The organism is Mesorhizobium sp. B263B2A, from assembly GCF_020165775.1.
Taxonomy (GTDB): domain Bacteria; phylum Pseudomonadota; class Alphaproteobacteria; order Rhizobiales; family Rhizobiaceae; genus Mesorhizobium; species Mesorhizobium opportunistum.
This window is the reverse complement of sequence record NZ_JAIUIU010000003.1, coordinates 304,838-328,499: the sequence shown is the minus strand read 5'-3', so window position 1 is coordinate 328,499 and position 23,662 is coordinate 304,838. Positions and strand designations below refer to the sequence as shown.

Annotated in this window: 23 protein-coding genes; 6 read left to right on the top strand and 17 right to left on the bottom strand. The window is 62.3% G+C overall.

Translation table 11 applies throughout. From position 1 onward, the window contains the following. Positions 1-13: 13 nt before the first annotated feature. From LB568_RS08835 to LB568_RS08800, 8 genes are all read right to left on the bottom strand, one after another. The gene (locus LB568_RS08835) at positions 14-817 is read right to left on the bottom strand and encodes an ABC transporter permease (protein ID WP_224729880.1); all 804 of its coding nucleotides are present in this window, start codon (positions 815-817) and stop codon (positions 14-16) included. Beyond that, positions 814-1,539 (bottom strand): ABC transporter ATP-binding protein, encoded by a 726-nt coding sequence (locus LB568_RS08830; RefSeq protein ID WP_224729879.1) that lies wholly within the window; start codon positions 1,537-1,539, stop codon positions 814-816. Before LB568_RS08830 ends, LB568_RS08835 begins: the two co-directional genes overlap by 4 nt. Then, positions 1,536-2,498, bottom strand: coding sequence for a PQQ-dependent catabolism-associated beta-propeller protein (locus LB568_RS08825; RefSeq protein WP_140569539.1), 963 nt, complete (start codon positions 2,496-2,498; stop codon positions 1,536-1,538). The genes LB568_RS08830 and LB568_RS08825 overlap by 4 nt, the downstream gene beginning before the upstream one ends. Next, complete coding sequence (locus LB568_RS08820) at positions 2,486-3,661, bottom strand: branched-chain amino acid ABC transporter substrate-binding protein (RefSeq protein ID WP_224729878.1); 1,176 nt, start codon at positions 3,659-3,661, stop codon at positions 2,486-2,488. The genes LB568_RS08825 and LB568_RS08820 overlap by 13 nt, the downstream gene beginning before the upstream one ends. Then, positions 3,658-4,332 carry an ABC transporter ATP-binding protein gene (locus LB568_RS08815; protein WP_224729877.1) on the bottom strand — a complete coding sequence of 225 codons (675 nt, stop codon included), beginning with the start codon at positions 4,330-4,332 and terminating at the stop codon, positions 3,658-3,660. The genes LB568_RS08820 and LB568_RS08815 overlap by 4 nt, the downstream gene beginning before the upstream one ends. Continuing rightward, entirely contained in the window at positions 4,332-5,099 is a 768-nt protein-coding gene (locus LB568_RS08810; RefSeq protein WP_013895457.1) for an ABC transporter permease, read from the bottom strand. The genes LB568_RS08815 and LB568_RS08810 overlap by 1 nt, the downstream gene beginning before the upstream one ends. 10 nt (positions 5,100-5,109) lie before the next feature. After that, positions 5,110-6,144, bottom strand: coding sequence for an ABC transporter substrate-binding protein (locus tag LB568_RS08805; RefSeq protein WP_013895456.1), 1,035 nt, complete (start codon positions 6,142-6,144; stop codon positions 5,110-5,112). A gap of 167 nt (positions 6,145-6,311) precedes the next feature. Then, positions 6,312-6,644, bottom strand: a complete 333-nt coding sequence (locus LB568_RS08800; protein ID WP_224729876.1) for a hypothetical protein — start codon at positions 6,642-6,644, stop codon at positions 6,312-6,314. 137 nt (positions 6,645-6,781) lie between these two features. Here LB568_RS08800 and LB568_RS08795 point away from each other — a divergent pair, with 137 nt between their 5' ends. The 4 genes from LB568_RS08795 (at position 6,782) to LB568_RS08780 (ending at position 10,096) form a co-directional block, all read left to right on the top strand. Further along, positions 6,782-7,714 (top strand): NAD(P)/FAD-dependent oxidoreductase, encoded by a 933-nt coding sequence (locus tag LB568_RS08795; RefSeq protein ID WP_013895454.1) that lies wholly within the window; start codon positions 6,782-6,784, stop codon positions 7,712-7,714. Between the two features lie 172 nt (positions 7,715-7,886). Continuing rightward, on the top strand, positions 7,887-9,173 hold the full coding sequence (locus tag LB568_RS08790) for an SDR family oxidoreductase (RefSeq protein WP_224729875.1): 1,287 nt from the start codon (positions 7,887-7,889) through the stop codon (positions 9,171-9,173). After that, positions 9,173-9,655: a DUF2269 family protein gene (locus LB568_RS08785; protein ID WP_224729874.1), complete on the top strand. Its 483-nt coding sequence runs from the start codon at positions 9,173-9,175 to the stop codon at positions 9,653-9,655. Before LB568_RS08790 ends, LB568_RS08785 begins: the two co-directional genes overlap by 1 nt. A gap of 114 nt (positions 9,656-9,769) precedes the next feature. Beyond that, entirely contained in the window at positions 9,770-10,096 is a 327-nt protein-coding gene (locus tag LB568_RS08780) for a low affinity iron permease family protein (protein ID WP_140569884.1), read from the top strand. A gap of 1,465 nt (positions 10,097-11,561) precedes the next feature. Here the strand turns inward: LB568_RS08780 and LB568_RS08775 are convergent. The 8 genes from LB568_RS08775 to LB568_RS08740 are packed head-to-tail and all read right to left on the bottom strand — an operon-like array spanning position 11,562 to position 20,162. Further along, positions 11,562-11,972 (bottom strand): DUF982 domain-containing protein, encoded by a 411-nt coding sequence (locus tag LB568_RS08775; protein ID WP_224729873.1) that lies wholly within the window; start codon positions 11,970-11,972, stop codon positions 11,562-11,564. Between the two features lie 25 nt (positions 11,973-11,997). Then, on the bottom strand, positions 11,998-13,020 hold the full coding sequence (locus tag LB568_RS08770) for an ABC transporter ATP-binding protein (RefSeq protein ID WP_412033902.1): 1,023 nt from the start codon (positions 13,018-13,020) through the stop codon (positions 11,998-12,000). Positions 13,021-13,028: 8 nt separating this feature from the next. After that, positions 13,029-13,988: an ABC transporter ATP-binding protein gene (locus LB568_RS08765; protein ID WP_224729872.1), complete on the bottom strand. Its 960-nt coding sequence runs from the start codon at positions 13,986-13,988 to the stop codon at positions 13,029-13,031. Beyond that, positions 13,985-14,956, bottom strand: coding sequence for an ABC transporter permease (locus tag LB568_RS08760; protein WP_013895405.1), 972 nt, complete (start codon positions 14,954-14,956; stop codon positions 13,985-13,987). Before LB568_RS08760 ends, LB568_RS08765 begins: the two co-directional genes overlap by 4 nt. Continuing rightward, on the bottom strand, positions 14,956-15,972 hold the full coding sequence (locus LB568_RS08755) for an ABC transporter permease (protein WP_041164208.1): 1,017 nt from the start codon (positions 15,970-15,972) through the stop codon (positions 14,956-14,958). The genes LB568_RS08760 and LB568_RS08755 overlap by 1 nt, the downstream gene beginning before the upstream one ends. Before the next feature lie 41 nt (positions 15,973-16,013). After that, positions 16,014-17,675 (bottom strand): ABC transporter substrate-binding protein, encoded by a 1,662-nt coding sequence (locus tag LB568_RS08750; RefSeq protein WP_140569528.1) that lies wholly within the window; start codon positions 17,673-17,675, stop codon positions 16,014-16,016. A gap of 2 nt (positions 17,676-17,677) precedes the next feature. Beyond that, positions 17,678-18,598, bottom strand: a complete 921-nt coding sequence (locus LB568_RS08745; protein WP_224729871.1) for a proline iminopeptidase-family hydrolase — start codon at positions 18,596-18,598, stop codon at positions 17,678-17,680. 49 nt (positions 18,599-18,647) lie between these two features. Next, on the bottom strand, positions 18,648-20,162 hold the full coding sequence (locus tag LB568_RS08740; protein WP_224729870.1) for a leucyl aminopeptidase: 1,515 nt from the start codon (positions 20,160-20,162) through the stop codon (positions 18,648-18,650). Between the two features lie 251 nt (positions 20,163-20,413). Between LB568_RS08740 and LB568_RS08735 the strand changes: the two genes are divergently transcribed. Both LB568_RS08735 and LB568_RS08730 read left to right on the top strand, forming a co-directional pair. Beyond that, positions 20,414-21,316, top strand: a complete 903-nt coding sequence (locus LB568_RS08735; RefSeq protein WP_140569523.1) for a LysR substrate-binding domain-containing protein — start codon at positions 20,414-20,416, stop codon at positions 21,314-21,316. 238 nt (positions 21,317-21,554) lie between these two features. Next, positions 21,555-23,012 (top strand): NCS1 family nucleobase:cation symporter-1, encoded by a 1,458-nt coding sequence (locus LB568_RS08730; protein ID WP_224729869.1) that lies wholly within the window; start codon positions 21,555-21,557, stop codon positions 23,010-23,012. 66 nt (positions 23,013-23,078) lie between these two features. On the opposite strand, the gene LB568_RS08725 is transcribed toward LB568_RS08730, so the two are convergent. Continuing rightward, a complete protein-coding gene (locus LB568_RS08725) occupies positions 23,079-23,624 on the bottom strand; it encodes a DUF1697 domain-containing protein (protein WP_224729868.1) in 546 nt (181 codons plus the stop codon). Positions 23,625-23,662 lie beyond the last annotated feature (38 nt).

Here is a 23,662-nt window from a genome sequence, read left to right as displayed (position 1 = left end):
AGCAGTTTATCGTTCAGCTTCCGGGGCGCCGCGACCACAGGCCGCGACCGGGGTCATAACCGACCACGGCAGCGAGGAAGAACGCGAGCAGACAGATGAATACGACTAAGGCTGAAGCGGCATCGAACCGCAGATACAGCGCAAAGCGGATCAACTCGACCGCCGAGCTGAACGGGTTCCACGCGGCGATCGTTGCCAGGACCGGCCCCGCCTCGGCGAGACGCCACAGCGGATAGAGCGCCGTCGAAGCAAAGAACATCGGGAAGATGACGAAATTCATCACGCCGGCGAAGTTCTCCATTTGCGTCGAGACCGACGATACGAGCAATCCGAAGGCGCCAAGCATCAGGCCCGACAGCAAGAGCGCCGGAAACGCCGCGACATAGCCGAGAGCCGGCGGCCGGACGTCCCAATAGCGCGCGATAACTAGGAATAGATAGACCAGAGGCATGACGACAATGACGCTGGCCAGCAGCCGCGCGGCAAGCAGGTACCAGCGTGGCAACGGCGCCGTCAGCAACAGGCGCATGCTGCCCATCTCGCGGTCGTAGACCATGGCCAGCGAGCTCGCCATGGCGTGGAAGAGCAGCATCATGGCCGCCAGCCCGGGCACCACATACACTTCGTAGAGCACATAGGTCTGGTAGGGCGGCGTGATCGACAGGCCGAGAACGGAGCGGAAGCCGGCGGCAAAGATCGCCAGCCAGACAAGCGGCCTTACCATCGCTGAGAGCAATCGGCCGCGTTGCCGCAGCGTGCGTAGCATCTCCCTGCGCAGGATACCGTTCAGCGCCCGCACGGCGTGAGACGTTTTCATTCGGCCCCCGTCAGCAACGCGAAGGCTTCCGCCGTGCTGGCGACACCGAGATCGGCAGCGAGGCGATCGGCGCGGCCGACCCAGCGTACTGTTCCTCGATGCAGCACCACCACATCGTCATCGGCCGTTAGTTCCTCCAGAAAATGCGTTGCCCACAGAACAGCAATGCCGCGCTCACGGCAAAGCTCCCTTACGTGCCGCTCGAGCGCGCGGCGGCCCGGCACGTCGAGCCCGGTGGTCGGCTCGTCCAGCAGCAAAAGGCGTGGGTCATGCATCAGAGCGCGTGCGATCTCGACACGGCGACGCTGCCCCCCGGAAAGCGCGCGGACAGGATCGTCGATCCTGTCGGCCACTTCGAGCCGGCTGAGCTCCTCAATGGATCGCTCTTTGCTCAACGCCTTGGAGAGCCCATGCAGGGCAGCATGGTAGCGCAGGTTCTCGCCGGCCGTCAGGTCGAGGTCAAGCGTCAGCTGTTGGAAGACAACACCCATTTGAGCAAGAGCGGTTGACGGGCTCGCCTTCATCGCATGGCCAAGGACAAGGACTGACCCGGCACGGGCGTGATAGAGCCCGGTGACAAGCGAGAACAATGTCGTCTTGCCGGCGCCGTTGCGTCCAAGCAGAATGCACATCCCGCCCTCCGGCACCGAAAACGACACCTCGTCCAGAACCCGCCGGCTTCCGAAACTGTGGCTGAGATGCTCGACCGACAAGACGTTCATGGGCCGATCACCACGCCCCATGGACCGCGGCCTACCGGCAGCGATTTCACCACCTCCTGGTTCTCGATATCGATAAAGGAGATGTCGCCGGAATTGCCGTTGGCGCTGACCAGACGCTTCTGGTCGGCGGAGAGCGCAACGTGCCAGGGCCGTAGGCCAACAAGGTAGAGCCGACGGACCGTCAGCGTTTTCACATCGACTTCAGCCACCCTGTTGGCTGGTCCAAGCGCCACGTAGGCGGTCGCGCCGTCGCGCGAAATGGCCAAGCCGACCGCCTGCACGCCCTCGGGTCGGATACCCGGCACCGCGAACTCGATCTTGCCGGTTTGCGCGCGCGTTGCCGTGTCGAAGACGGTGACGGTGCCCCGTATCTCCGACGAGACCCACAATTGCTTACCATCCGGCGAGAATGAAGCCGCTCGCGGTCGGGTGTCGACGAGCAGATTGTCGACCAGTTCGAGCGTGCCTGCGTCGATCAGATGGACCATGCTGGTGGTCTCCGACGTGCAGGCGACATAGCGGCCATCGGCGCTGGCCGCCATGCCTTCCGGTTCGACGCCGACATCGACCGTGCCGATGACCTTGGCGGCGGCAATGTCCACTACCGACACCAGATTGTCGTTCTCGTTGGCCACGAACAGCCGCTTGCCGTCCGGATGGACCACGAAGAATTCCGGATCGGCTCCCGAGGGCAACTGCCCGACCATCCGGCGCGTCGCGACGTCGACCACGTCGATGCGGTTGTCGTCACCTTCCGCGACGAACAGCGCCTTGTTGTCGACCGAAAGCGCCAGTCCACGCGGACGTCGGCCGACGTCGATCGTCGCCAGCATGGTCATTGTCGCACCATCGACGACCGCGACAGTATTGTCCTGCTCGTTGGACACGTAGATGGTCTCGGCGGCGGCGGGAGCAGGAAGTGCGAACGACGCCAGCAACAGCGCCATCAGAACTTGCATAGGCTCTCCTCCAGGTCGATGCCCAGGGTATCGAGCGGCGTGCGCTGATGCAGGAAGCCCGGTTGCGGCGAGCTGGAAATCAGCAGGCGCGGCCCGGCGATCAAGATGGGCTGGCGCATCTGTCCATCCCAGGCACGGAAACTGAGCCCCTGCCCCTTGAAGCCGGCGAGAAGAAACGTGTCGCCGCGCATGTATCTCCCGATTGCCGCGGGATCGAGACTGTGCAGACGCGTCGCTGCCTCGCCGACGCTGCGTACCGCGAGCCAGGCGGCGTAGTCGCTGGGCAGCATCCACCGCCCCGCCTGCCTGCGGAAACGATCCTGCAGTTGAGTTGCGCCCCACTCCTCGCTCACGGGGCTCCAGCCGGTCGCGACCAGCCCTTGCGTGCCGGCGATGATCCTCGGCAGGGCGGTGCGGCCCTCGAGGTAGGCGCCGAATTCATCCGCCTCGTCGGCGGCCACGAGCACATCATAGTCGCTGACCTGCGTGACCGCGGGTATTTCGGTTTGCAGCGTGACGTGCCCGGTATCGGCGCGTCCGTTGGCGGGCCTGAACGTCCACGGCTGGTCGATCGTGATCTCGGCTCCGAAGCGAGCCGCCGCCCTTCGAAAAGCCGCCGCCATGGCCTGATCCTGCGGGTGCGGCCCCACAAGCAGGAACCAATGCTGCCACCGCTTCCAGACGAGATATTGCGCCAACCCGTCGGCGAGCATGGCGCGGCTCGGAATCGTGTGCAGCACGTTCCTGCGGCAATCCTGCTGGCGCAGCACGTCGTCCGGCGCTCGGCTGTTGAGCAACGTCATCCGCTCGGCTCCGGGCGCGGCACTGGCCTGCAGAAGCTGACCGGCATCGAGATCGGCAATGACAAAGACGATGCCGGCATTGGCGAATTGCCTTACCGCGTCGGCCGGAGGTTCAGTGGGCGCCAGGATCCTTTCCTCCAACCGAAATTTCTGCCCAAGAAACCGGCCGGTGCTGTCGTCGTCGGCAATACCGAGCCTTGCGCCTTGCAGGCCATCATCGGCGACGGTTTCGTCAAGGGGTCCCAAGGGCAGAGCCGGTTTGCGCTGCTGGCCGATATAGCCGATTAGCATCGTCTGTTCCTCGGCGGCGCCAGGGCCGGCGATCAACAGAAGACAGAGAAGGGCCAGCACCAGTCTCATTGTACCGGACTTCCCAGCCTAAAGCGCGACGATCCGGCTTCATCGCGACGTGAGATTGCCACATCGCGCACGATGCGCGCCGGCGATCCTTCCAGAACGATGACCCGGTCGCCCAGCGACGAGGCGTATGCAAGATCGTGGGTGACCAGCAGCGTGGTGGGGCGCCGCTTGGCGAAACTATCCTGCAGCAGGCGGCGCATGGCTTGCACCGTCGCCTCGTCGAGTGATGCGAACGGCTCGTCGAGGAGCAGGAGCGCGGGCTCGACGGCGAGCGCCCGGGCGAGCGCTACGCGCCGCGCCATGCCGCCCGAGAGACGTTGCGGAAAATCCTGCTCATGACCTTTCAAGCCGACAGCGGCGAGCCACCGGGCGGCATCGGGCGCGTGGCCCGGGACGGCGAGTTCGACATTGCGCAAGGCGGTGAGCCACGGCAGCAGCCTCGGCGTCTGGAAAAGCATGCCTACTGGAAGCGCGCGGCCGCTCACGCTGCCGGAGAATTCGCCGTCGACCCCCGAAACGATCGACAGCAGCGTCGACTTGCCGACACCGGACGGGCCGGTCAGGACGCAGACCTGCCCGTCGGCTATATCGAGCGACAGCGGACAAAAGATCGTCCGGTGTTGGCCGTCGTCACCCGGGAAAGTCTTCTCCTCGATTCTGATCCTGAGCATCAGCGTCGCCATGCGAGCAGACGGCGTTCCAACGGCACAAGCAGCCCATACTCTATGGCAAGCATCACGACGCCGAAACTGATGGCATAGGCAAGGATGTGGGTGACGTCGAAGTTCTGGAAATAGACCTGCAGCTGGAACCCGACGCCGTTGGAGCGGCCGAGCAGTTCGGCGAGCAGCACGATCTTCCACGTCAGTGCCAGCCCGTTGCGCAGGGTGACCAGGAAGAAAGGCGCCAGTTGCGGCAGCACGACATACCGCAGCATCGCAGCGCGGCCGAAACGATAGAGCTCGGCCATTTCGGCAAAGTCCTTGTCTAGCCGGCCGGCGCCTTCACGGATAGTCACCACAACATTGGGGATCTTGTTGAGCGCGACGGCCAGGACAAGCGCCGTGTCGGCAAGGCCCAGCCAGATATATATCAGGATGACGGTGATCAGCGCCGGCATGTTGAGGAGCAACACGATCCAAGGCCTCATCCAGACGTCGGCCCTGCGCGAGCGGCCTGCCGCATAGCCAAGGACCGCTCCGATCAGGATTGCCGCCCCAAGGCTTGCGGCGACGCGGGCGAGCGAGATGCCGAGATGGTACAGCAGCTCGCCCCGAACCGCTTCGTGCAAGAGAACCGACACAACCTGGACCGGACCGGGAAACAGCCTATTGGCGGCAATCGATGCCGCGATCTGCCAGGTAAGCACCATGGCAAGCAATGCCGCAGCGGACTGCCAACGCTGAATGTTGGTGGTAATGGCTGAGACCTCGGTCATGATCGCCAGCTCAAGCCAGTATGGGCCAGAAAACACCGGGATCCAAGCTCGTTGCCTTGCCGACCAGATCCTCGCCGCCCAATTCAGCCAGAATTGCAAACAACCGCGCCGCGCCATCACGTTCGTCTTTGCCGAAGCGACGAGGGATTCCGGCCCGATAAGCGTCGCGTAGCGCCGCCTGGAGGTGAAGATCGTCAGTGCCCAATTGCGGCGCAAGCATCCGCCATTCGTCGTCCGAGGACGCGAGCAGCGACTTCGCCGCCACAGTGGCGTTCGTGAATCGCGCGAGGGCGATCGGGTTGGCTCGGGCCCAGCTTTCATGGAAGACGTAGCCGAGCATCGGCAGTTCCCTGGATACGCCAAGCCCCTGCAGCACTTGCGCGACGCTGAGCAGAGGCCTTGCTCCCCCCGATTCGAGACGGGCGGCGAAATTCCAGAATGTCAGCAGGCCATCCAGTCGCCGCGCCAGGAATTCCTGCTCCAACAAAGGCGGCGCGCCGAACACCGGATACACCTCTTCAGCAAGATCGCGCTTCACCTGACGGAGGCCGAGCGCGCGCAACAGAATCCAGCTTTTGTCCAGCGGCCCACCCGCGATCCCCAGCCTTTTGCCCTTGAGGTCCGCAAGAGTTCGGATGGGCGAACCTTGTGGCAGTTCCAATGCGCCGACGGCACGAGAATAGGGATAGAAGACCAGATCGGCGCCTTCGCTCCGCTGGCGCATAACCCACACCCAATCCGAAACGATAACGTCGACACTGCCCGCCAACAATGCGGTCTTGCCCGCTTCGGCTCCAGCAAGCCGCTGCGCCTCGATTGATACTCCGAATGCAGTGTCCAACGCGTGCCGCCGCATGACGTCGACTTCCCAAGCAGCGGTGCCATATCCCAGCACGCCAAACCGCACGCGCGGCTGTGGCCGTGCCTCGGCTTCCGAGGAAACAGCCAGCAGCCAGCAACCGATACCTGCAAGAGCCGTCCGCCGCGAGATGTGGCCCTGTTCGTGCCGGGTGAGCCATTCGCCTGGGAGGTTCGCAGTTAACACGGAGCAGCACCGGTGTGAAGGAACTCAGCTAACGTCTTGGCGACAGGAATGTTCCTCTACGGTGCATGGAACTAACTCGGAATTGACCTGGCGCCCATTACGAGACGGGCCTCGCTATGCCACCTCCCGCGGGATTGGTCAGGCGAACGGAAGGCGGTTGTTAGGGCCTACGGCCCCCTCTTGGGATCATCGACCTCCAGCGCGTCCATCACAGGCGCCAGATCGTCCCCTTCGGATCTCAGGCTCTGCACCGCGGCGTTCTTTATCGTTTGCTCGATAGCATCCTCGATGTTTCCGAGTTCGTCCTCCCTTACGTCGTGCCCGTAACCAGCCACCTCGGCATCCTGTTCGAATTGCTGGGCGAGCACCGTGACGCTGACTTCCTCTCTGCCAGGAAGGGTGCCGACGTTCTCCTGTAACCAATTTTCAAAAGATTCTCTGGTCGCGCTCATCTCAGACCCTTTCGCCAGATTAAGCACGGCGGTGATCCGAAGTTTCATGACGGCTTCACTTTCCTGGTGGCGCTGTATTCACGGGATGGCAGCTACGACGTTTATGCCTCGGTTCAAGGCTCGCTCTTGTTGGGTGTCCATTCGACACCACGTGGAACAAGGTTGTTTCGCGTGGGTTGGGCGCTATGCCATGTTCTTCCGGCTCACAAATTTTTGACGTTGCTATCGTCGGGGGGGGCCCAGCAGGGCTCGCCGCAGCCACGTATTTGGCCAGGTTTCTGCGTTCGGTGATCTCATTCGACGCGGGGGATGCGCGTGCCAAGCTCATTCCAAAATGCCATAACTGTCCCGGCTTCCCCGACGGCATCAACGGGGAAGAACTGCTCGGCCGCCTACGAGCCCAAGCACGTCTATACGGGGCGAGTGTCGCCGACGGTTACGTAGCTCACGCCGAAAAACGCGAGGGATATTTTCTTCTGACGACGGCCTGCGGGATGGTCCAAGCAAGGCGCGTAATTCTGGCAACGGGCATTGTGGACAAGGCACCTTCGATTAAAGGACTGCAGCAGGCGATCGCGGATGGCATTGTCAGACTATGCCCGGTTTGCGATGCGTATGAGGCCAGGGGCAGCCGCATCGGCGTCGTTGGCCCGGAGCATCTCGCCGTCAGGGAGGCTCTGTTCCTGAAGGAATATGGCAGTCGAGTTGCCTTGCTCGCCAACCACCCGGATGATGTTTCCGAGGCTGCCCGCGACGTCGCATTGGCAGGCGGAGTAGAAATCTGGGACGCTGTCGATGACCTGATCCCTCGACGAACCGGGTTCGATGTCGTCATGGCCGAGGGCGCCCCGCTGCGCAACATTGATGTGGTGTACCCCTCCATGGGCTGCGACGTACGCTCCGAACTCGCGGTTGCGCTCGGGGCTATCCGTGACGAAGAGGGCTATGTCCTGGTCAATCGGCACCTTGAGACTTCAACGCCAGGGCTCTATGCCATCGGTGACGTGGCGGAGGGGCTCAATCAAATTGCCGTTTCGTTCGGACATGCCGCCACGGCTGCAACTCACATTCACAACGACCTGCGCGATTGCGCCAAGCCGGCGCCGAAATGTCGATGAAGTAGACCTGCAGATGCGAACGCACTCTACCGCCGGCCACTCTTCGCTGCATTGTCGCCTGGAGCTTGTTCCACCGGTGTGACACTGCTGGCTTCGGCCTTGATCAAGTTCTCTCCGGCGCGGTGGCCGGGTCTATGAAGGCGCACGCGCCGGCGAACGGCGGGAGGAAGGAATGAAAGTTCTCGTCACCGGCGCGTCGGGTCTGATTGGGGACGCGCTTTGCGCGCGCCTGACAGGTGAGGAACATGAGGTAGTTCGCGTGCTTCACCGCCCAGGTACTGGCGTCCACCCGGATATCCCAACAATTTCTCTGGATATGGCGCGGGCCTTGCGACCTGAGGATTGGACGCCCTATCTGGCCGGTGTGGACGCTGTCGTAAACTGTGCCGGCGTTCTGCAGGATAGTGCCCGGGAAAACACCCGGCATGTCCATTCGACCGGCGCCTCGGCTCTCTTCATCGCGTGTGAGCAGGCAGGTGTGAACAAGGTTATCCACTTTTCCGCCATCGGGGTCGATCGCCAGCAGCCGTCCGCCTTTTCCATCAGCAAGCTCGCCGGCGATGAAGCATTGATGGCGCGCAGTCTTGACTGGGTGATCCTGCGCCCATCGGTAGTTCTGGGAAGGCCGGCTTTCGGCGCCAGTGCGCTTTTTCGCGGCCTCGCGGCTTTGCCGCTCTTGCCTGTGATGCCCGACACGGGCCGGCTCCAGGTCGTTCAGCTCGATGACGTGATCTCCACCGTTCTCTTTTTCCTCGAACCCGGCAGTCCATCGCGCCTCACACTTGATCTGGTTGGGCCCGAGGCGCTTTCGATGAGAGAGGTCGTGGGTTGCTATCGCCGCTGGTTCGGATGGAGCAGTGCTCAAGAGTTCATCTTGCCCAATTGGACCGCAGCTACCTTGTACAGGTTGGGGGATGCCGCGGCTCAGCTAGGCTGGCGCCCGCCGATGCGCACCAATGCTGCAAAAGAGATCATGCGTGGCGCTGTCGGCGATCCCCAGCCGTGGATGAGGGTGACCGCCATTCAGCCATCTAGTCTTACAGCCGCGCTACGTCTAAATCCTGCGACGGTGCAGGAGCGATGGTTCGCCGGTCTTTACTTTGTGAAGCCGGCGCTGTTTGTCGTTTTGCCGCTCTTCTGGATTTTGACCGGTATCATTTCCCTCACCGTCGGCTGGCGCAGCGGAGTTGACTTGCTGATTGGCACTGCTGCCGGCGCCTTGGCCGAACCGGCGGTCGTCGCCGGCGCGCTGGCTGACATGGTCGTGGGGGCGTTTATCGCTTGGCGTCCAACCAGCCGGCTTGGTCTTTTCGGCGCTATCGCGGTAACGCTTTTCTATGCGATCGCTGGGAGCATTCTGCGGCCGGATCTTTGGTACGAGCCACTCGGGCCGCTGTTGAAAATCTTCCCGATCCTCGTTTTGCATTTTGCAGCGCTGGCCATTCTGGAGGAACGCTGATGATGTACTTTGTGCTCAAATACCTGCACGTCATCGGTGCGGCTGTGTTGCTCGGGACTGGCGCCGGCATCGCGTTTTTCATGCTTATGGCACACCGGACCGGAAACGCCGCGACGATCGCCGCCGTCGCCCGCATTGTCGTCCTGGCTGATTTCCTGTTCACGGCTACGGCCGTTGTCGCACAACCTCTGACCGGACTAGGCCTTGCTTGGCTTGCGGGGTATTCACTGTCCGAAGGCTGGATCGACCTCTCGATCCTGCTTTACATCGCAACCGGCGTGTTCTGGCTGCCTGTCGTGTGGATGCAGATCGAGATGCGAAATCTGGCGACACAGGCCGCCCTATCCAACCAGGCCCCGCCCGAGCGCTACAATCAACTGTTCAGACGCTGGTTTGTCTTCGGCTTCCCGGCTTTCGGCGCGGTCCTCGCCATTTTCTGGCTGATGATTGCGCGCCCGGCAATCGCATGGCCAGCGTTGTAGCTAGGCACGATCGGCAACCATCATCCTGTCAACCAGCCTGTCGCGCCTGGCAGGCTCATGGCGGCGCAATGTACTGCGCTCGGGAACAAGGCTCGCCGCCGCAAGTTCTTTGGGATGACCAACCATCCCGTCACCCGCGTGCTTACCTCAATCGGCACATTGACCTCTCGTCCCGCGGCATTCCTGATCTTGTTGGTCTATGCGGTGCTTTGGATGATCTTCGAGCGACAGAGCCTGGACTGGCATGGAGCGGCCACCTTGTTCACCTGGGCCATGACGCTGTTCATTCAGCGAGCAGAGCACCGCGATACCCAGGCCATCCACGCCAAACTGGACGAGATCCTGCGATCAGATCACAATGCTTCCAACATCACGCGCATCGACGATGAAGAGCCCGAGGAAATCGAAAAACACCGCCATCGCAAACAGGAGGGCGATTGATGAGCGGCGCTCCGGTTTGCGGCAGGGCTTCAATCGAGGATTTCCGAGATAAGGCCGAACTCAATGGCCTCTGCCGCCGTCAGGTAGCAGTTCGTCTTCGCCCTTCGCGAGCAACTCTGTTTCCTGACGCGGCACGAGAACGCCCGGAGCCAGTTCGAGCATCACGCTTATGAAACGATGCAGACGGGGCGTAGAACGGCCGGCTAAGGGCTGCTGCTCTGTGCGGCACTGCGGTTCGTAACGTCATCCCGACAATGGGGGGGTAGCTGGGCCTTCACTATGGTTGGATTTATGCCTGTCGCCCCCATGCTTCGTGAAGGATGTTTCTTCCGGTGAGAAGCTATTCGTGGTTGCGATGCTTAGCGATTTGGGGCTCGTGCATCTATTTCTTCCGACATGTCATTGGCTGGCTGTTCTTCGCGGCCGCTGGAATGAGGAAGGCGATCCGCTAAGCCGGCAACCTCTCGCTTGTGTAGATGCTTCTGGCCGGATAGCAGATCGAATTCACAAGCTCCACGCGCTGCTTGACCACGCCGAGTGACATGATCCCATAGCGGCCCGTCGTGACGCTTGGCTGTGTGTTCAAGCGCGCCACCCCTGAACGTTCGAAAAGCTTTCATTGAGCCGGTCAAGCTGCACAGCTGGACACCTGGAGCGGGCCAATGAGGTTCGACGGAAATCCGGCGAACAGCCGCATTGGGGAGGCGAATGCCGTCGGCACAAGAGCATCCCAAAAGGGCTATCGGCGGCTCCATCGTGGGAACGAAAAAAGAAGAGAAGCAGAACTTTCGTGTGCGATTTTTGCACACAGAAGCTCGTAACTAGCTGATTTTATTTATGTATCTGCCCGATCCATCATAGGGGCTATGGCAAGTTTGGGAGATAACATACCAATTTTACGATCTTTGTTATGTCTCGGTCCGTCCAATACCCCGCTGGAACGACAGACGAATTTGGCGATAGACGCCGCTGAAAGTAGCCTAATTTGTGGTTACGCCGCCGCAGCGGAAACCACTTGCCTATATCGAGGTTCTCACCGCACACATAGTGCACACGACAGCGGTTGGTCTAGTGCCCTCCAGACGTTACTGGCTTTATGCCAGACTGCGCCCGATCCGCCACTGATATGGCGGCGGCGCGTCTTTGACGCCGTAACCACCAACGACGCGATCCCTGTAGATACGCGGGGGTGTGCGGTTGGCATTCATGCGGCTATTTTCAGGAATATTTTTTGGCTGCGGCCATGAGCGCGACAGGTGCCTTTGCAGCAGACGTGGTCGAGCCGGTGGCATCCATGGAGCGTTTTCCTGGACAGGCTTCCGGCGGTGGCGTCGAATATGCATTGCAGTGACAAGTAGCGTATTTGCCGCTCCCCTTTCAATCTGCCTGATAACCTAGCGCCGCGCGCCAACGCACCCCCGCGCGCTATCACGACGCGAGGGCTACGCCTGTGAAGCCATGGCTCCTAACGCCGCAGCGCGTATATGTCCGCCATGTTTTCGCCGGCTACGGGCAACGCCATGTCATCGTCCAGAAGCCGCGTGATCCGGGCAAAGCCGGTGAACGCCTTCCTTGCTTCTTCGGCTGACATCTGGCCCGACAACGCGGCCGCGCAGCAATTCAGCGCGCACTGATACACAGGCCCGCGCCGGCCTGTCGGCCATTTGCGCAAGAAAACCATCGCCTCGGCGACATTATCCACTTCTTCTACAGGATGCCCCTGCCCGCGCGAAATCCGCACGGGCGAAAAGAAATGCAGGTAGTCCATTGGTTCCTCCCGGTCGATCGCAATGCGTGCGATCGAACCGATTGAAACGCGCGGCTTGGCGGTTGGTTCCACGCTGACGGTGGAATTTTTCAAAAAACTGTCGGCCATCGTCCAGGCGCCGATGGGCGGCCCGCTACGCCGTCGGAAAGTGGCAGGCTACCTTTCGGCCCGGTCGATATTCCCTCAACTCCGGCCGCTCGATGCGGCAACGATCCGCCGCGATCGGGCATCGCGGATGGAAACGGCACCCGGATGGCGGCTTGAGCGGGCTCGGCACGTCGCCGGTCAGGATGATGCGCTTGCGCGTCCCGCTAGGCGTCGTCTCCACGACGGGAACCGCCGAGATCAGCGCCTGGCTGTAGGGATGGGCAGGTGTTGCGAACACCTCTTCCGCCGGACCTTCCTCGACGATCGAGCCGAGATACATGACTGCGATGCGGGTCGACACCTGGCGCACCACCGACAGGTCATGGGCGATGAAGATGTAGGTGAGGTTGAGCTTCTCCTGCAGGTCGGCAAGCAGGTTGACGATCTGCGCCTGCACCGACACGTCGAGCGCGGAGACGGGCTCATCCAGCACGACCAGATCGGGGTTGAGGGCAATGGCCCGTGCAATGCCGACACGCTGGCGCTGCCCGCCGGAAAATTCGTGCGGGAACCGCATGACGTGATCCGGCAACAGCCCGACGAGGTCGAACAGTTCGGCAACACGCGCGGTGATCTCGCGAGACGAAAGCTTGCCGTGGATGCGCAGCGGCTCGGCCACCAGGTCGCCGACACGACGGCGCGGATTGAGCGAGGCCGACGGGTCCTGGAAGACCATTTGCAGGCGCCGCCGCAGCGGCCTGAGTTCGGAGAGCGACTTCGAGGTGATGTCGTCACCTTCGAACAGAAGCGTGCCGTCCGTGATGTCGTAGAGCCTTACCAGGCAGCGCGCCAGCGTGGACTTGCCGCATCCGGATTCGCCGACCAGCCCGACAGTCTCGCCGCGCCGAACCGTCAGCGAAACATTGTCGACCGCATGGACGGTTCGCCTGCCTTCCGCCGAAAACCGGGTGCCGATCGAGAAGCGCTTTCCCAGCGAACGCGTCTCGAGGATTGGCTGATCCCTGTCGGTCATCGGTTCCTTGTCGGCCATCGATTCTTTGTCGATCATTGCTCCGCTCATGCCTGCACCGCCCGGAAGCATGCGGCGGCGTGGGCTCCAGCCCCGAGGTCGGGCTTGCCGGTCACGCAGGGTTCGTAGTGAACGGGGCAACGCGGACCGAAAGCGCAGCCCTGCGGCAAGCGCAGCAGCGACGGCGGCGAGCCGGGAATGGCCGGCAGGCGGCGCGGTTTTTCACCGGTCAATGGCGGAATCGAACCGAGCAGCGCGCGCGTATAGGGATGTCGCGGGTCGGAAAACAGTTCCATGCGGCTGCCGCGTTCCACCACGCGACCGGCATACATGACCAGGACGCGGTCGGCGAGTTCGGAGACCACGCCCATGTCATGCGTGATGAAGACCACGGCCGACTTGTGCGTCGCGCGCAGTTTGCGCACGAGATCGAGAATGCCGGCCTGCACCGTGACGTCGAGCGCGGTGGTCGGCTCGTCCGCCACTAACAGGGCCGGATTGCACGACAGCGCCATTGCGATCACCGCCCGCTGGCGCATGCCACCGGAGAGCTGGTGCGGGTAGCGCGACATCGCCTCGTGCGGGTTGGGAAAATTCACCTCGGCCAGCAGTTCCTCGACGCGCTCCATCGCTTTGGATTTGCTGATATTTCGATGTGCGCGGATCTGCTCGGCGATTTGCCAGCCGATCGTGTAGACCGGCGTCAGCGCCGTCATCGGATCCTGGAAGATCATCGCGATCTCGTTGCCGCGCAGGCGCCTCAGTTCGCGCGCCGGCAGTCCCACCAACTCGCGGCCCTTGTAACGGATCGAGCCCTCGATGACGGCATTGGGGTCGGTGATGAGGCCCATCACGGCCAGCAGCGATACGGTCTTGCCGGAACCGGATTCGCCGACGACGCCGAGAATCTCGCTTTCCCCAAGATCGAAGGAAACGCCGTCGATGGCCCGCACCAGGCCGTCATCGGTCCGGAAGGATACTCTGAGGTCACGCACCGACAGTATCATGACGTCCTCAGGCGGGGATCGAGGAGGATGTAGACGAAATCGACCACCGCGTTGGCGATGACCACGAACATGGAAGCATACATCACCGTTGCCATGATCATCGGCAGATCGAGATTCTGCAGCGCGTCATAGGTGAGCTTGCCGATGCCGTGCAGCCCGAACACCACCTCTGTCAGCAAGGCGGAGCCACCCACCAGCGCGCCGAAATCGAGGCCGAACAGCGTGACGAAGGCAATCAGCGATGTGCGCAGCGCGTGGCGCAGCAGGATGCGGGTTTCCGACAGGCCCTTGGCGCGGGCCGTGCGGATATAGTCTTCCTGCAGGGATTCGATGATCGCCGCGCGCAGCACGCGCCCATAGATGCCGATGTAGAGAATGGCCAGCGTGATCCACGGAATGACCAGCGTCAGGAACCAGCCCTTGGGATCGTCCGAGAAATTCTTGTAGCCGAGCGGCGGTACCCAGGAGAACAGCCAACTGTCGTGGTAACGGCTCTGGGTGATCAGGTTCATCACCTCGCCCAGCCAATAGACCGGCATGGAAATGCCGAGCAGTCCCAGCGCCATCAGAACCTTGTCCAGCCAGCTGTCGCGCGTGGCGGCGGCGATGATGCCGATGATGATGGACACCACCACCCACAGGATCGCCGCCCCGAACACCAGCGATAGCGTGACCGGGATCGAATCCAGCACGGCCGGCACCACCTTCCAGCCGCGGTTGACGAAGGAGGTCAGATCGCCGGTGACGAAGATCTTCTCCATCATCGTCACGTACTGGACGTAGAGCGGCCGGTCGAAGCCGAAGCTGTGGCGCACCGCCTCCAGCACTTCGGGCGACGCGTTGCGGCCGGCGATGCGCGCCGCCGGATCGGCGCCCGGCGTCGCGAAGAAGATCAGGAAGACGATGACCGAGATGCCGAACATCACGAACAGCATCTGACCGAAGCGGCGCAGGATCGCGTAGATCATCAGTCGCGCCCCAGCCGAACTTTGGAGCGTGGGTCGAGCGCGTCGCGCAGGCCGTCACCGAAGACGTTGAGCGCCATGACGGACACCGCGATCGCCAGGCCCGGCGCCAGCGCCACCAGCGGCCGCGTATAGAGCAATGCCTGTCCGTCCTGGATGATTGTGCCCCAGCTCGCCGCCGGCGGCTGCACGCCGATCGACAGGAAGGAGAGCGCCGATTCCGTCAGCATGTTCAGCGCCATCATCAGCGGCACGAAGACGATGAGCGTGGTGGTGATGTTGGGCAGGATGTCGCGCCACAGGATGCGCCATCCAGGCACGCCCAGATTGACCGCGGCGTGGACAAATTCGCTGCGGCGCAGCGACAGGACCTGCCCGCGTATGGGGCGCGCCACATAAGGCACGTAGACGATGCCGATGATGATGACCGGCAGCCACAGGCTGCCGGACTCGATCTCGATCGGCCCGATCGAAATGCCCTGCGCGATGGTGACGATTGAAAGCGAAATCGCCAGGAGATAGATCGGGAACGCCCACAGCACATCCAGCAAGCGCGACAGCACCGTATCGGTGATGCCGCCGAAATAGCCGGCGATCAGTCCGGCTGACGTGCCTAGGATCAGGGTGAAGATGGTGGCGGCGCCGGAGATCAACAGCGAACTCAGCCCGCCATAGAGCATCCTGGCCATGACGTCGCGCCCTTGGCTGTCGGCGCCGAGAAAGTAATTGCCGAGCCGCCAGGTCGGGCCGAGCGGCGTATAGCCAAGGCCGAGCCCCTCCGTCGACGGCTCCATCACCGCGACGTCGGCGCCATCGATCTGGATGACGGCGTCGAGCGTCGAGGCGAAAGGGTCGACTTGCGCCCAGTGCGCATAGAGAGGCGCACTGACGCAAGCCAGGACAATAAGGAGGAACACGGCCAGGGACGCCATGGCGGCCCTGTTCCTTGCCAGCTTCGCAAACGCGACGGCCCAGGGCCCTCGCGTCTTGCGCGGCATGGCAGCGACTTGGTTCGACACGGACGCGCCCCTCTCCGCAGTTCGTTACTGCACCCAGGCCATCACTGCACCCAGGATTGGGTGATCATCCAGTTGAACTGCCGGTTGAACTTGAAATTGCCCACGCGCTTGCTGACGAAGTCAAGCCGCTTCGGCGTGAACAGGCCGACAGCCGGCGCCTTGTCCGTGACCTGCTTGTCGATCTCGGCCCACATCTTGTCTGCGGCCTTCTGGTCGGTCACCCCGAGATCGAGCGCCTTCTGCATCTTTGCGTCGATATCCTTGTCGCAGAAGCCGGCGATGTTGATCGAAGCGTCCGACCCTTCACGGAAGGAAGCGCAGGAGAACAGGATGTTGAGGAAGTCGGAAGCCGCCGGATAGTCCTTGTACCACTGGGTGATGGACATCTGCACTTTGTTGTTGGTGTTCTGGATGTAGGTGAACTGGATGTTGGACGAGATCGGCTTGACGTCGGCGACATAGCCGATGGTGGTCAGCACGCTCTGCAGATAGACGCCGATGGAGCGTGAGATGGCGGTGTCTTCGGCGATGATGGTCACCTTCTGGCCCTTGGTGCCGGATTCCTCGACGAGTTGCTTTGCCTTGTCGAGATCGGGCGCCGACCATTTGGCGCCAGGGTTCTTGGTGAAGGGGCAATAATCTTCGTGGCCAGGGAAGTCCGGCGGCAGGACCTGGCAGACCGGCGAGGCCAACACCTTGCCGCCGAACAGCTTGACCAGCGTGTTGCGGTCGATCGCATAGGCGACGGCCTGGCGCGCCTTTTCGTTGTCGAACGGAGCGAGACGGTTGTTCAGCGGCGCATACCACCACGCTGAAAGCGGCGAGATGTGCAGCTGGTCCATGGACTTGCTGCCAAGTTCGCCCAGGCGATCGCTCGGCAGCGCATCGAACATCCAGTCTGCTTCGCCGTTCTGGATCGCCGAGACGGCCGCTTCCTCGGACAGGCCGAAATCATATTGGACGACATCCGGATAGCCGTCCGGCTGCGCGTCCTCGCTCCACTGCTTGAAATTGGGGTTGCGCGACACCGTCATGCCCTTGTTGGGGTCGAAGGCGGAGATCATGTAAGCGCCGGTGCTGGGAATGGGCTTGGAGCCCATGTCTTCGGCGGGCGTGTCCGCCGGCAGCACCACGGCGTGGGGCAAGGCGAGCTTGTAGAGGATCTCGGCGTCAGGCTTGGTGAGATTGAGGGTGACGGTGCCGGCGGCTTCGTCCCCGACAACGCCGCCTTCCAGCGTGCAGCTCTTGGTGTCGGCCAGACATTTGTCGGCGCCGACGATGCCGGCATAGAAAGTGCCGGAGGTCGGCCCGGAAACCTTGAAGATGCGCTGGAAGGACGCAACGACGTCCTTCACACTGAGATCATGGCCGTCGGAGAACTTGATGCCCTTGCGCAGCTTGAAGGTGAAGGTCTTGCCGTCATTGCTGACCTGCGGCAGCGCCTCCGCGAGGTCGGGTACGATGGTGAAGCCGTCCATGCCCTCGGCTTTGCGGAAGGCGACCAGGCCGTCATAGATCGGCTGGTACATCTGCCAGCCCTGGTCGGTGTAGTTGATGTGCGGATCGAGCGTTCCCGCCGCTGAGCGGGCCAGAAGGCGAATGGTGCCGCCTCGGTGCTCTTTGAGATATTCGGCCTGCGCCGGAGCCAGCCATGCGCTGGCCAGCAATGCCGCGGCTGACGCCGCCAGAAGCAGTTTCTTCATGCTTAGTTCCCCTTTTCTCTGTTGTCGTTGTCGTCCAGGAAGTCTCCCACCACCCGCATGCACAGGTCCTGCTCTTCGACATGCGGCATATGGCTGGAATGCTCGAATATCTCCCAGCGCGATCCCTTGATGCCGTCCTTGTAGGGCTGCACGGTCGCGGGCGTGGCCTCGTCATGGCGTCCGGAGATGATCAGCGTCGGAACATCGACAGCCGGCAGGCGATCGATGATGCTCCAGTTCTTCAGCGTTCCGATGACATGGAACTCGTTGGGCCCGTTCATCACATGATAGACCGTCGGATTGCGCACGACCTGGGCGAAGGTCTCGGTTACCTCGGGCGGGAAAGGCACCACCCGGCAGACATGCCGTTCGTAGAAAACCATCGTCGCCGCCTGATAGGCCGGATCGTCCGTTGTGCCGGCCTGCTCGTGGCGGGTCAGTGTCTCCTGGACATCCCCGGGCAGGTCGGCGCGCAACCGGTTGGCCTCTTCGACCCACAGCTTCATGGAAGCCGGCGAGTTGGCGATGGTCAGCGACTTCAGACCCTTCGGCCGCGTCACCGCATATTCGGCGCCCAGCATGCCGCCCCAGCTTTGGCCAAGGACATGGAAGCCCGCGCGAATGCCGAGATGGTCGACCAGGTTTTCAAGCTCGTCGATGAAAAGCCGGGGCGTCCAGAAATCGGCGCCCTTCTCGGGCAACAAAGTCGAATTGCCGCAACCCAACTGGTCGTAATGGATGACGGCGCGATCTCTCCGGGCAAGAAGCTTGTAGGCATCGACATAATTGTGGGCGACACCCGGACCGCCGTGCAGGATCACGATGGGGGCCTTGTCGGCATCCAGTTCGCCGGAGATTCGATACCAGGTTTCGTAGCTGCCGAAGGCGGCCCGCCCTTCCCTACTACTGATCTCAGACGACATCCCGGCTCCTTGCATGTTTGAAAGGCATCTTGTCGTTGTCCGTGGGCGCCTAGTTCACCTTGCGGTTGGCCTGGACCCATTCTTCCAGCATCTGCACGCCGAACGCCGTGGCGCCCTCCCGGCCGAGCGGCTGATCCTTGTCGGCCATTTCCTTGCCGGCTATGTCGAGATGCACCCAGGGCCGATCCTCGGTGAAGTGGCGCAGGAACGCCGCCGCATAGGGCGCGTCGCCATCTTCCATGTCCTTGGCGTGGTGCCGGATATCGGCGAATGGCGACTGCAGCCCCTCATCGTAGGCCCGGTCGAGCGGCAACTGCCAGAAACGCTCGCCGACCGTTTCCCCGGCCGCGATCATCTGCGTCGCGATGGCATTGTCGGTGCTGAACAGACCGGCGAATATCGATCCGAGGCCGCGCATCACCGAATAGGTCAGCGTCGCCAGATCGACGATCACCGAGGGGTTGAAGCGCGAAGCCGCATAGTAAAGGCAGTCGGCCAGGATCAGGCGCCCTTCCGCGTCCGTGTCGAACACTTCCACGGTCTGTCCCGAAGCCGTCGTGATGATGTCGCGCGGCTTCAGCGCGGTGCCGGACGGCATGTTCTCGGCAATGCCCAGAATGCCGACAGCATGCACAGGGCTGCCTTGCCGGGCGAGCGCTATCAGCAGGCCGACAACGGCGGCCGCGCCACCCATGTCGGCCTTCATGTCGAACATCTGCTCGCCGCGCTTGATGCAGAGCCCGCCGGAGTCGAAGCATACGCCCTTGCCGACGAAAGCCATTGGCTGCGCGGGAGCACCCTTGCCGCGATAGCGCAGAACAGCAACGCGCGGCGGCCGTACCGACCCTGACCCGACAGCCAGGATCGCATTCATGCCGAGTTCCCCGAGCTTTGTCGTATCGAGGATCTCGACGTCGATGCCGGTTTCGCGCAGCGGCTCCAGGTGATCGTGGAAATTGTCGGGATGGAGATGGTTCGGCGGCAGATTGACCAGCGTGCGCGCATATTCGACGCCGTCGGCAATGGCGTTGATCCGTGCCAGCGCCGGGGCTAGCTCGGCGCGACTTGCGCCGACCAGTTGCACACGCAGGGTTCTATCCGCGCCGGCACCCTGGCGTTGGTTGCGCATGTCGAAGCGATAGCGCCGCAGCCGCATGCCGAGCGCCACGCGCGCCAGGATGTCCGCGCCCGGCAGGTCGACACCGGCGATCGGATCCAGGAGCAAGGTGGCCGCGCACTCACTCTTGCCTTCGAGATGCGCGGCCAGCAAACCGCCGGCACGCGCCAGTGACAGCGCGGTTAGAGCCTCGGCCTTGCCCAAAGCGAGAACGATGATGCGCCGGGCCGATACGGCCTGGGGAGCGATCACATCGATGCAGGTACCAGACTCGGCCAAAGCGTCCGGGTCGGAGCAGGCACGGGACAAAATCCCGCTTAACTCGACATCCAGCGCCGCTGCCCGTGGACCAAAGCCTGTCTGGGCAGTTTGCAGGATCACGACGACAGAGGCTTCAGCCGAAATCTCGTCGGCCGCTTCAAAGACCGGCACTGGCGATTGAGGCATAAGCAGTCATTCTCCCATTTGCCCCGGCCTCAGCGCCGCTTTGCGCAAAGCTTCGCCTGCCAGCGGCGGAAAACCGATCAGGCCGGTCTCTGCCACTGGTGGAATGGTGCCGGAGGCCCCCAAATATTCGTTTTCTGATGGCGACTTGGTCGCCCTTGCCTTCTGGGTATCCCCGAAGGACCCTGGTGATCAAACGCCAATTTTGTCCATGTCGATTGACAAAAACTCAACTGACAATTCATGATCGGGCAATGGCCTTACCTTCACTCAATGGCATGCGCGCCTTCGAGGCCGCCGCACGTCTTGGCAGCGTCAAGGACGCGGCCGAAGAACTGCACCTGACACCCTCTGCCGTCAGCCGCCACATCCGTGCACTTGAACGGAATCTTGGCCAGGATCTGTTCGAACGCGGCTTTCGCCAGATCACGCCGACCATCAGGGGCTCCTACTATGCGCGCAGCCTCTCGGAAGCATTCGAGGCCATCTGGCGCGCCACCGACGATGTCAGCTTCTCCGATGGCCCGAGCCACGGCCGGACCCAGCGTGTCCGGGTCTTGTGCGTGCCGGCTGTTCTCAATCTTTGGCTTGCGGACCGGCTGCCGAATTTTCGCCGGCTGCATCCGTCCGTCGATCTGGAGATCTCGAGTTCGGGCAAGCGCGCCAACTTCGATTTGGCCATCGTCGACGAATTCGTCTACAAGGCCGGCCCGGCCTTGACGCTGTTGATCCCGCTGCTGCTGACGCCGGTCTGCGCGCCCTCGTTGCTCGAAGGGCCGGTGCCGCTGCGATCGCCTGCCGATCTGGTCAATCACCACTTGATCCATGAATGCGAGACGATGAGGTGGAAGCGTTGGCTGGAGCAGGAAGGCGTTTTGGAGACATCGCCGAAATCCAGCACGACCCTGGACGATTGCACGCTGATCATGCGCGAGGCGGTCAACGGCGCTGGCATCGCGCTTGCCGACACGATGATGGCACAGGATTTTCTGCAGCAAGGCAAGCTTGTCGCCCCGTTTCGCGCCCGCCACACCTATCCGGCCGGCATCTACCTGCATCAGCGTCGCAGCATCGGCAACAAGCCGGGCACCAGCCTGTTTCAGGATTGGCTGCTTTCCGAAGTCGAGGACCACAAGCGCGCGATGGCCATCACCTAAGCGCGTCGCGTATGCATGTCGTTCTCCCAAAACCGGCGACATTGATTGGACAGTCGAATCACCGATCGTTGGGGTTCAACAGCGACCCACTGTTACGATCCCTCGATAATCGCGGTTCGCATTGAATATCTTTAAGGCCAAAGCCGGCAAATTGGTTGCTTGTCGGTTCCCCTGCGTCAGGCGTAACCTCTGCGGTCAACGCGTGAGGGCGCGTTTTTTGCAAAAGGGGAACATTGCAATGACGATACAGGGCGCATCGCCTGACCTATACAATGAGGACCTCGCTCCGGCTACGGTTCGAAACTGGGGACCATTCTCGATCTTCAACGTCTGGACGTCGGACGTTCACAGCCTGTGGGGTTATTATCTCGCCGCCAGCCTGTTTCTGTTCTGCGGCGGCTTCGTCAACTTCATCATCGCCATCGGCATCGGGTCATTGATCATCTACGTGCTGATGAACATGGTCGGCTATGCCGGCGTCAAGACTGGCGTGCCCTACCCCGTGCTGGCCCGCGCCTCCTTCGGCATCTGGGGCGCCAACATACCGGCACTTGTGCGCGCCATCGTCGCCTGCTTCTGGTACGGCGCGCAAACGGCCGCCGCCTCCGGCGCGATCGTGGCGCTGCTGATCCGCTCGCAATGGTTTGCCGATTTCAACGCCAACACGCATTTCCTCGGCCATTCCGGCCTGGAAGTGATCTGCTTCGTCGTCATCTGGGCGCTGCAGCTGCTGATCATCCAGCGCGGCATGGAGACGGTGCGCCGCTTCCAGGATTGGGCGGGGCCTGCGGTCTGGGTGATGATGCTGATCCTGGCGATCTATCTCTGCGTCAAATCCGGAACCTTCGCCTTCACCAGCGACATCCCGATGGATGTGCTGAAGGAGAAGACCAAGGACGCCGGCGTGCCCGGTGAGCCGGGCTCGTGGACCTCGCTGTTCGCGGTCGCCGCGATCTGGGTGACCTACTTCTCGGCGCTCTATCTCAACTTCTGCGATTTCGCCCGCTACGCGCCGGACAAGGCTGCGTTGCGCAAAGGCAACATCTGGGGCCTGCCGGTCAATCTTATCTTGTTCTCGCTGGTCGCCGGCGTCACCACCATTGCCGCCTACGACGTCTATCACGAAGTGCTGCTGCACCCCGACCAGATCTCGGCCAAGTTCGACAGCTGGTTCCTGGCTGCTCTGGCCGCTCTGACCTTCGCGGTGGCGACGCTCGGCATTAATGTCGTGGCCAACTTCGTCTCGCCGGCCTTCGACTTCTCCAACGTCTTTCCCAGGCAGATCGACTTCAAGAAGGGCGGCTATATCGCAGCGCTGATCGCGCTTGTGCTCTACCCCTTCGCGCCGTGGGAAGGCAGTGCCGCCTCCTTCGTCAACGTCATCGGCGCGACGATGGGACCGATCTTCGGCGTCATGATGGTCGACTATTACCTGATCCGCAAAGGCGAGGTCGATGTCGAGGCGCTCTATCGCGAGGATGGCGAATTCCGCTTCCAGGGCGGCTGGCACGTCAACGCCTTCATCGCCGCCGGCATCGGCGCGGTCTTCTCGTCGATCCTGCCCAACTTCACCAACTGGCTGCCGTCCTGGTGGGGTGTCTATGGCTGGTTCTTCGGCGTGGCGATTGCGGGCGTCATCTACTACGTGCTGCGCACCGCAGCCGTGAGTGCCGGCGCCAAGATGGCGAAGGCTTGAAATTAGGGAGTAGGCAGTATGGGCTAGGGAAGACAGACCGCTTCCCTACTGCCTACTGCCTACTGCCTACTGCCTACTGCCAACCATCTCGGCCAGCTTGCGCACCGTGTTCCAGTTGCGCGACGTGCCGATGCCCATGCGTTTGTGACTGGCGGCGGCAAGCAGCCGCGAGCTTGGCCCCTCGCGCGAGAACACCAGCCATATGTCGCCGCCGACCAGGAGCACCTTCTCGTCCTCCCCGGCATAGGCCTGAAGCCCCGATAGGGCATCTTCGGCCACGGGCTTGCGCATCACGCGCACCGCGACCTGATCGCCGGCTTCCACCGATTCTCTCGGGAATGGATTGCGGCTTGCCAGTTTCAGCCAATCTCCGCTGCTGCGGACAATGATGTCGACGTGGCGGCCGAAGGCCTTTTCGAACGCCGCTTCCAGCCGCTTTTCAAGTGCGGCGATCGAGGTCTTTTCGCTCTCGAAGACAAGGTTGCCGGTCGCAACCAGCGTGCGAACGTTCTTCAGGCCAAGGCCTTCCGCCATCGCCTTGAGGTCCGACATGACGACCCGGCGCCCCTCGCCCAGGATGATGCTGTAGAGGAGCGCGACATAGGTCTGCATGAGGCGCGTCTCGCTCGACGGCGTCTAGACGAGGCGCG

Coding starts and splice junctions, on each gene's coding strand:
- LB568_RS08835 (WP_224729880.1), bottom strand. CDS start 817: ATGAAAACGTCTCACGCCGTGCGGGCGCTGAACGGTATCCTGCGCAGG.
- LB568_RS08830 (WP_224729879.1), bottom strand. CDS start 1,539: ATGAACGTCTTGTCGGTCGAGCATCTCAGCCACAGTTTCGGAAGCCGG.
- LB568_RS08825 (WP_140569539.1), bottom strand. CDS start 2,498: ATGCAAGTTCTGATGGCGCTGTTGCTGGCGTCGTTCGCACTTCCTGCT.
- LB568_RS08820 (WP_224729878.1), bottom strand. CDS start 3,661: ATGAGACTGGTGCTGGCCCTTCTCTGTCTTCTGTTGATCGCCGGCCCT.
- LB568_RS08815 (WP_224729877.1), bottom strand. CDS start 4,332: ATGCTCAGGATCAGAATCGAGGAGAAGACTTTCCCGGGTGACGACGGC.
- LB568_RS08810 (WP_013895457.1), bottom strand. CDS start 5,099: ATGACCGAGGTCTCAGCCATTACCACCAACATTCAGCGTTGGCAGTCC.
- LB568_RS08800 (WP_224729876.1), bottom strand. CDS start 6,644: ATGAAACTTCGGATCACCGCCGTGCTTAATCTGGCGAAAGGGTCTGAG.
- LB568_RS08795 (WP_013895454.1), top strand. CDS start 6,782: ATGCCATGTTCTTCCGGCTCACAAATTTTTGACGTTGCTATCGTCGGG.
- LB568_RS08790 (WP_224729875.1), top strand. CDS start 7,887: ATGAAAGTTCTCGTCACCGGCGCGTCGGGTCTGATTGGGGACGCGCTT.
- LB568_RS08785 (WP_224729874.1), top strand. CDS start 9,173: ATGATGTACTTTGTGCTCAAATACCTGCACGTCATCGGTGCGGCTGTG.
- LB568_RS08780 (WP_140569884.1), top strand. CDS start 9,770: ATGACCAACCATCCCGTCACCCGCGTGCTTACCTCAATCGGCACATTG.
- LB568_RS08775 (WP_224729873.1), bottom strand. CDS start 11,972: ATGGCCGACAGTTTTTTGAAAAATTCCACCGTCAGCGTGGAACCAACC.
- LB568_RS08770 (WP_412033902.1), bottom strand. CDS start 13,020: ATGATCGACAAAGAATCGATGGCCGACAAGGAACCGATGACCGACAGG.
- LB568_RS08765 (WP_224729872.1), bottom strand. CDS start 13,988: ATGATACTGTCGGTGCGTGACCTCAGAGTATCCTTCCGGACCGATGAC.
- LB568_RS08760 (WP_013895405.1), bottom strand. CDS start 14,956: ATGATCTACGCGATCCTGCGCCGCTTCGGTCAGATGCTGTTCGTGATG.
- LB568_RS08750 (WP_140569528.1), bottom strand. CDS start 17,675: ATGAAGAAACTGCTTCTGGCGGCGTCAGCCGCGGCATTGCTGGCCAGC.
- LB568_RS08745 (WP_224729871.1), bottom strand. CDS start 18,598: ATGTCGTCTGAGATCAGTAGTAGGGAAGGGCGGGCCGCCTTCGGCAGC.
- LB568_RS08740 (WP_224729870.1), bottom strand. CDS start 20,162: ATGCCTCAATCGCCAGTGCCGGTCTTTGAAGCGGCCGACGAGATTTCG.
- LB568_RS08735 (WP_140569523.1), top strand. CDS start 20,414: ATGGCCTTACCTTCACTCAATGGCATGCGCGCCTTCGAGGCCGCCGCA.
- LB568_RS08730 (WP_224729869.1), top strand. CDS start 21,555: ATGACGATACAGGGCGCATCGCCTGACCTATACAATGAGGACCTCGCT.
- LB568_RS08725 (WP_224729868.1), bottom strand. CDS start 23,624: ATGCAGACCTATGTCGCGCTCCTCTACAGCATCATCCTGGGCGAGGGG.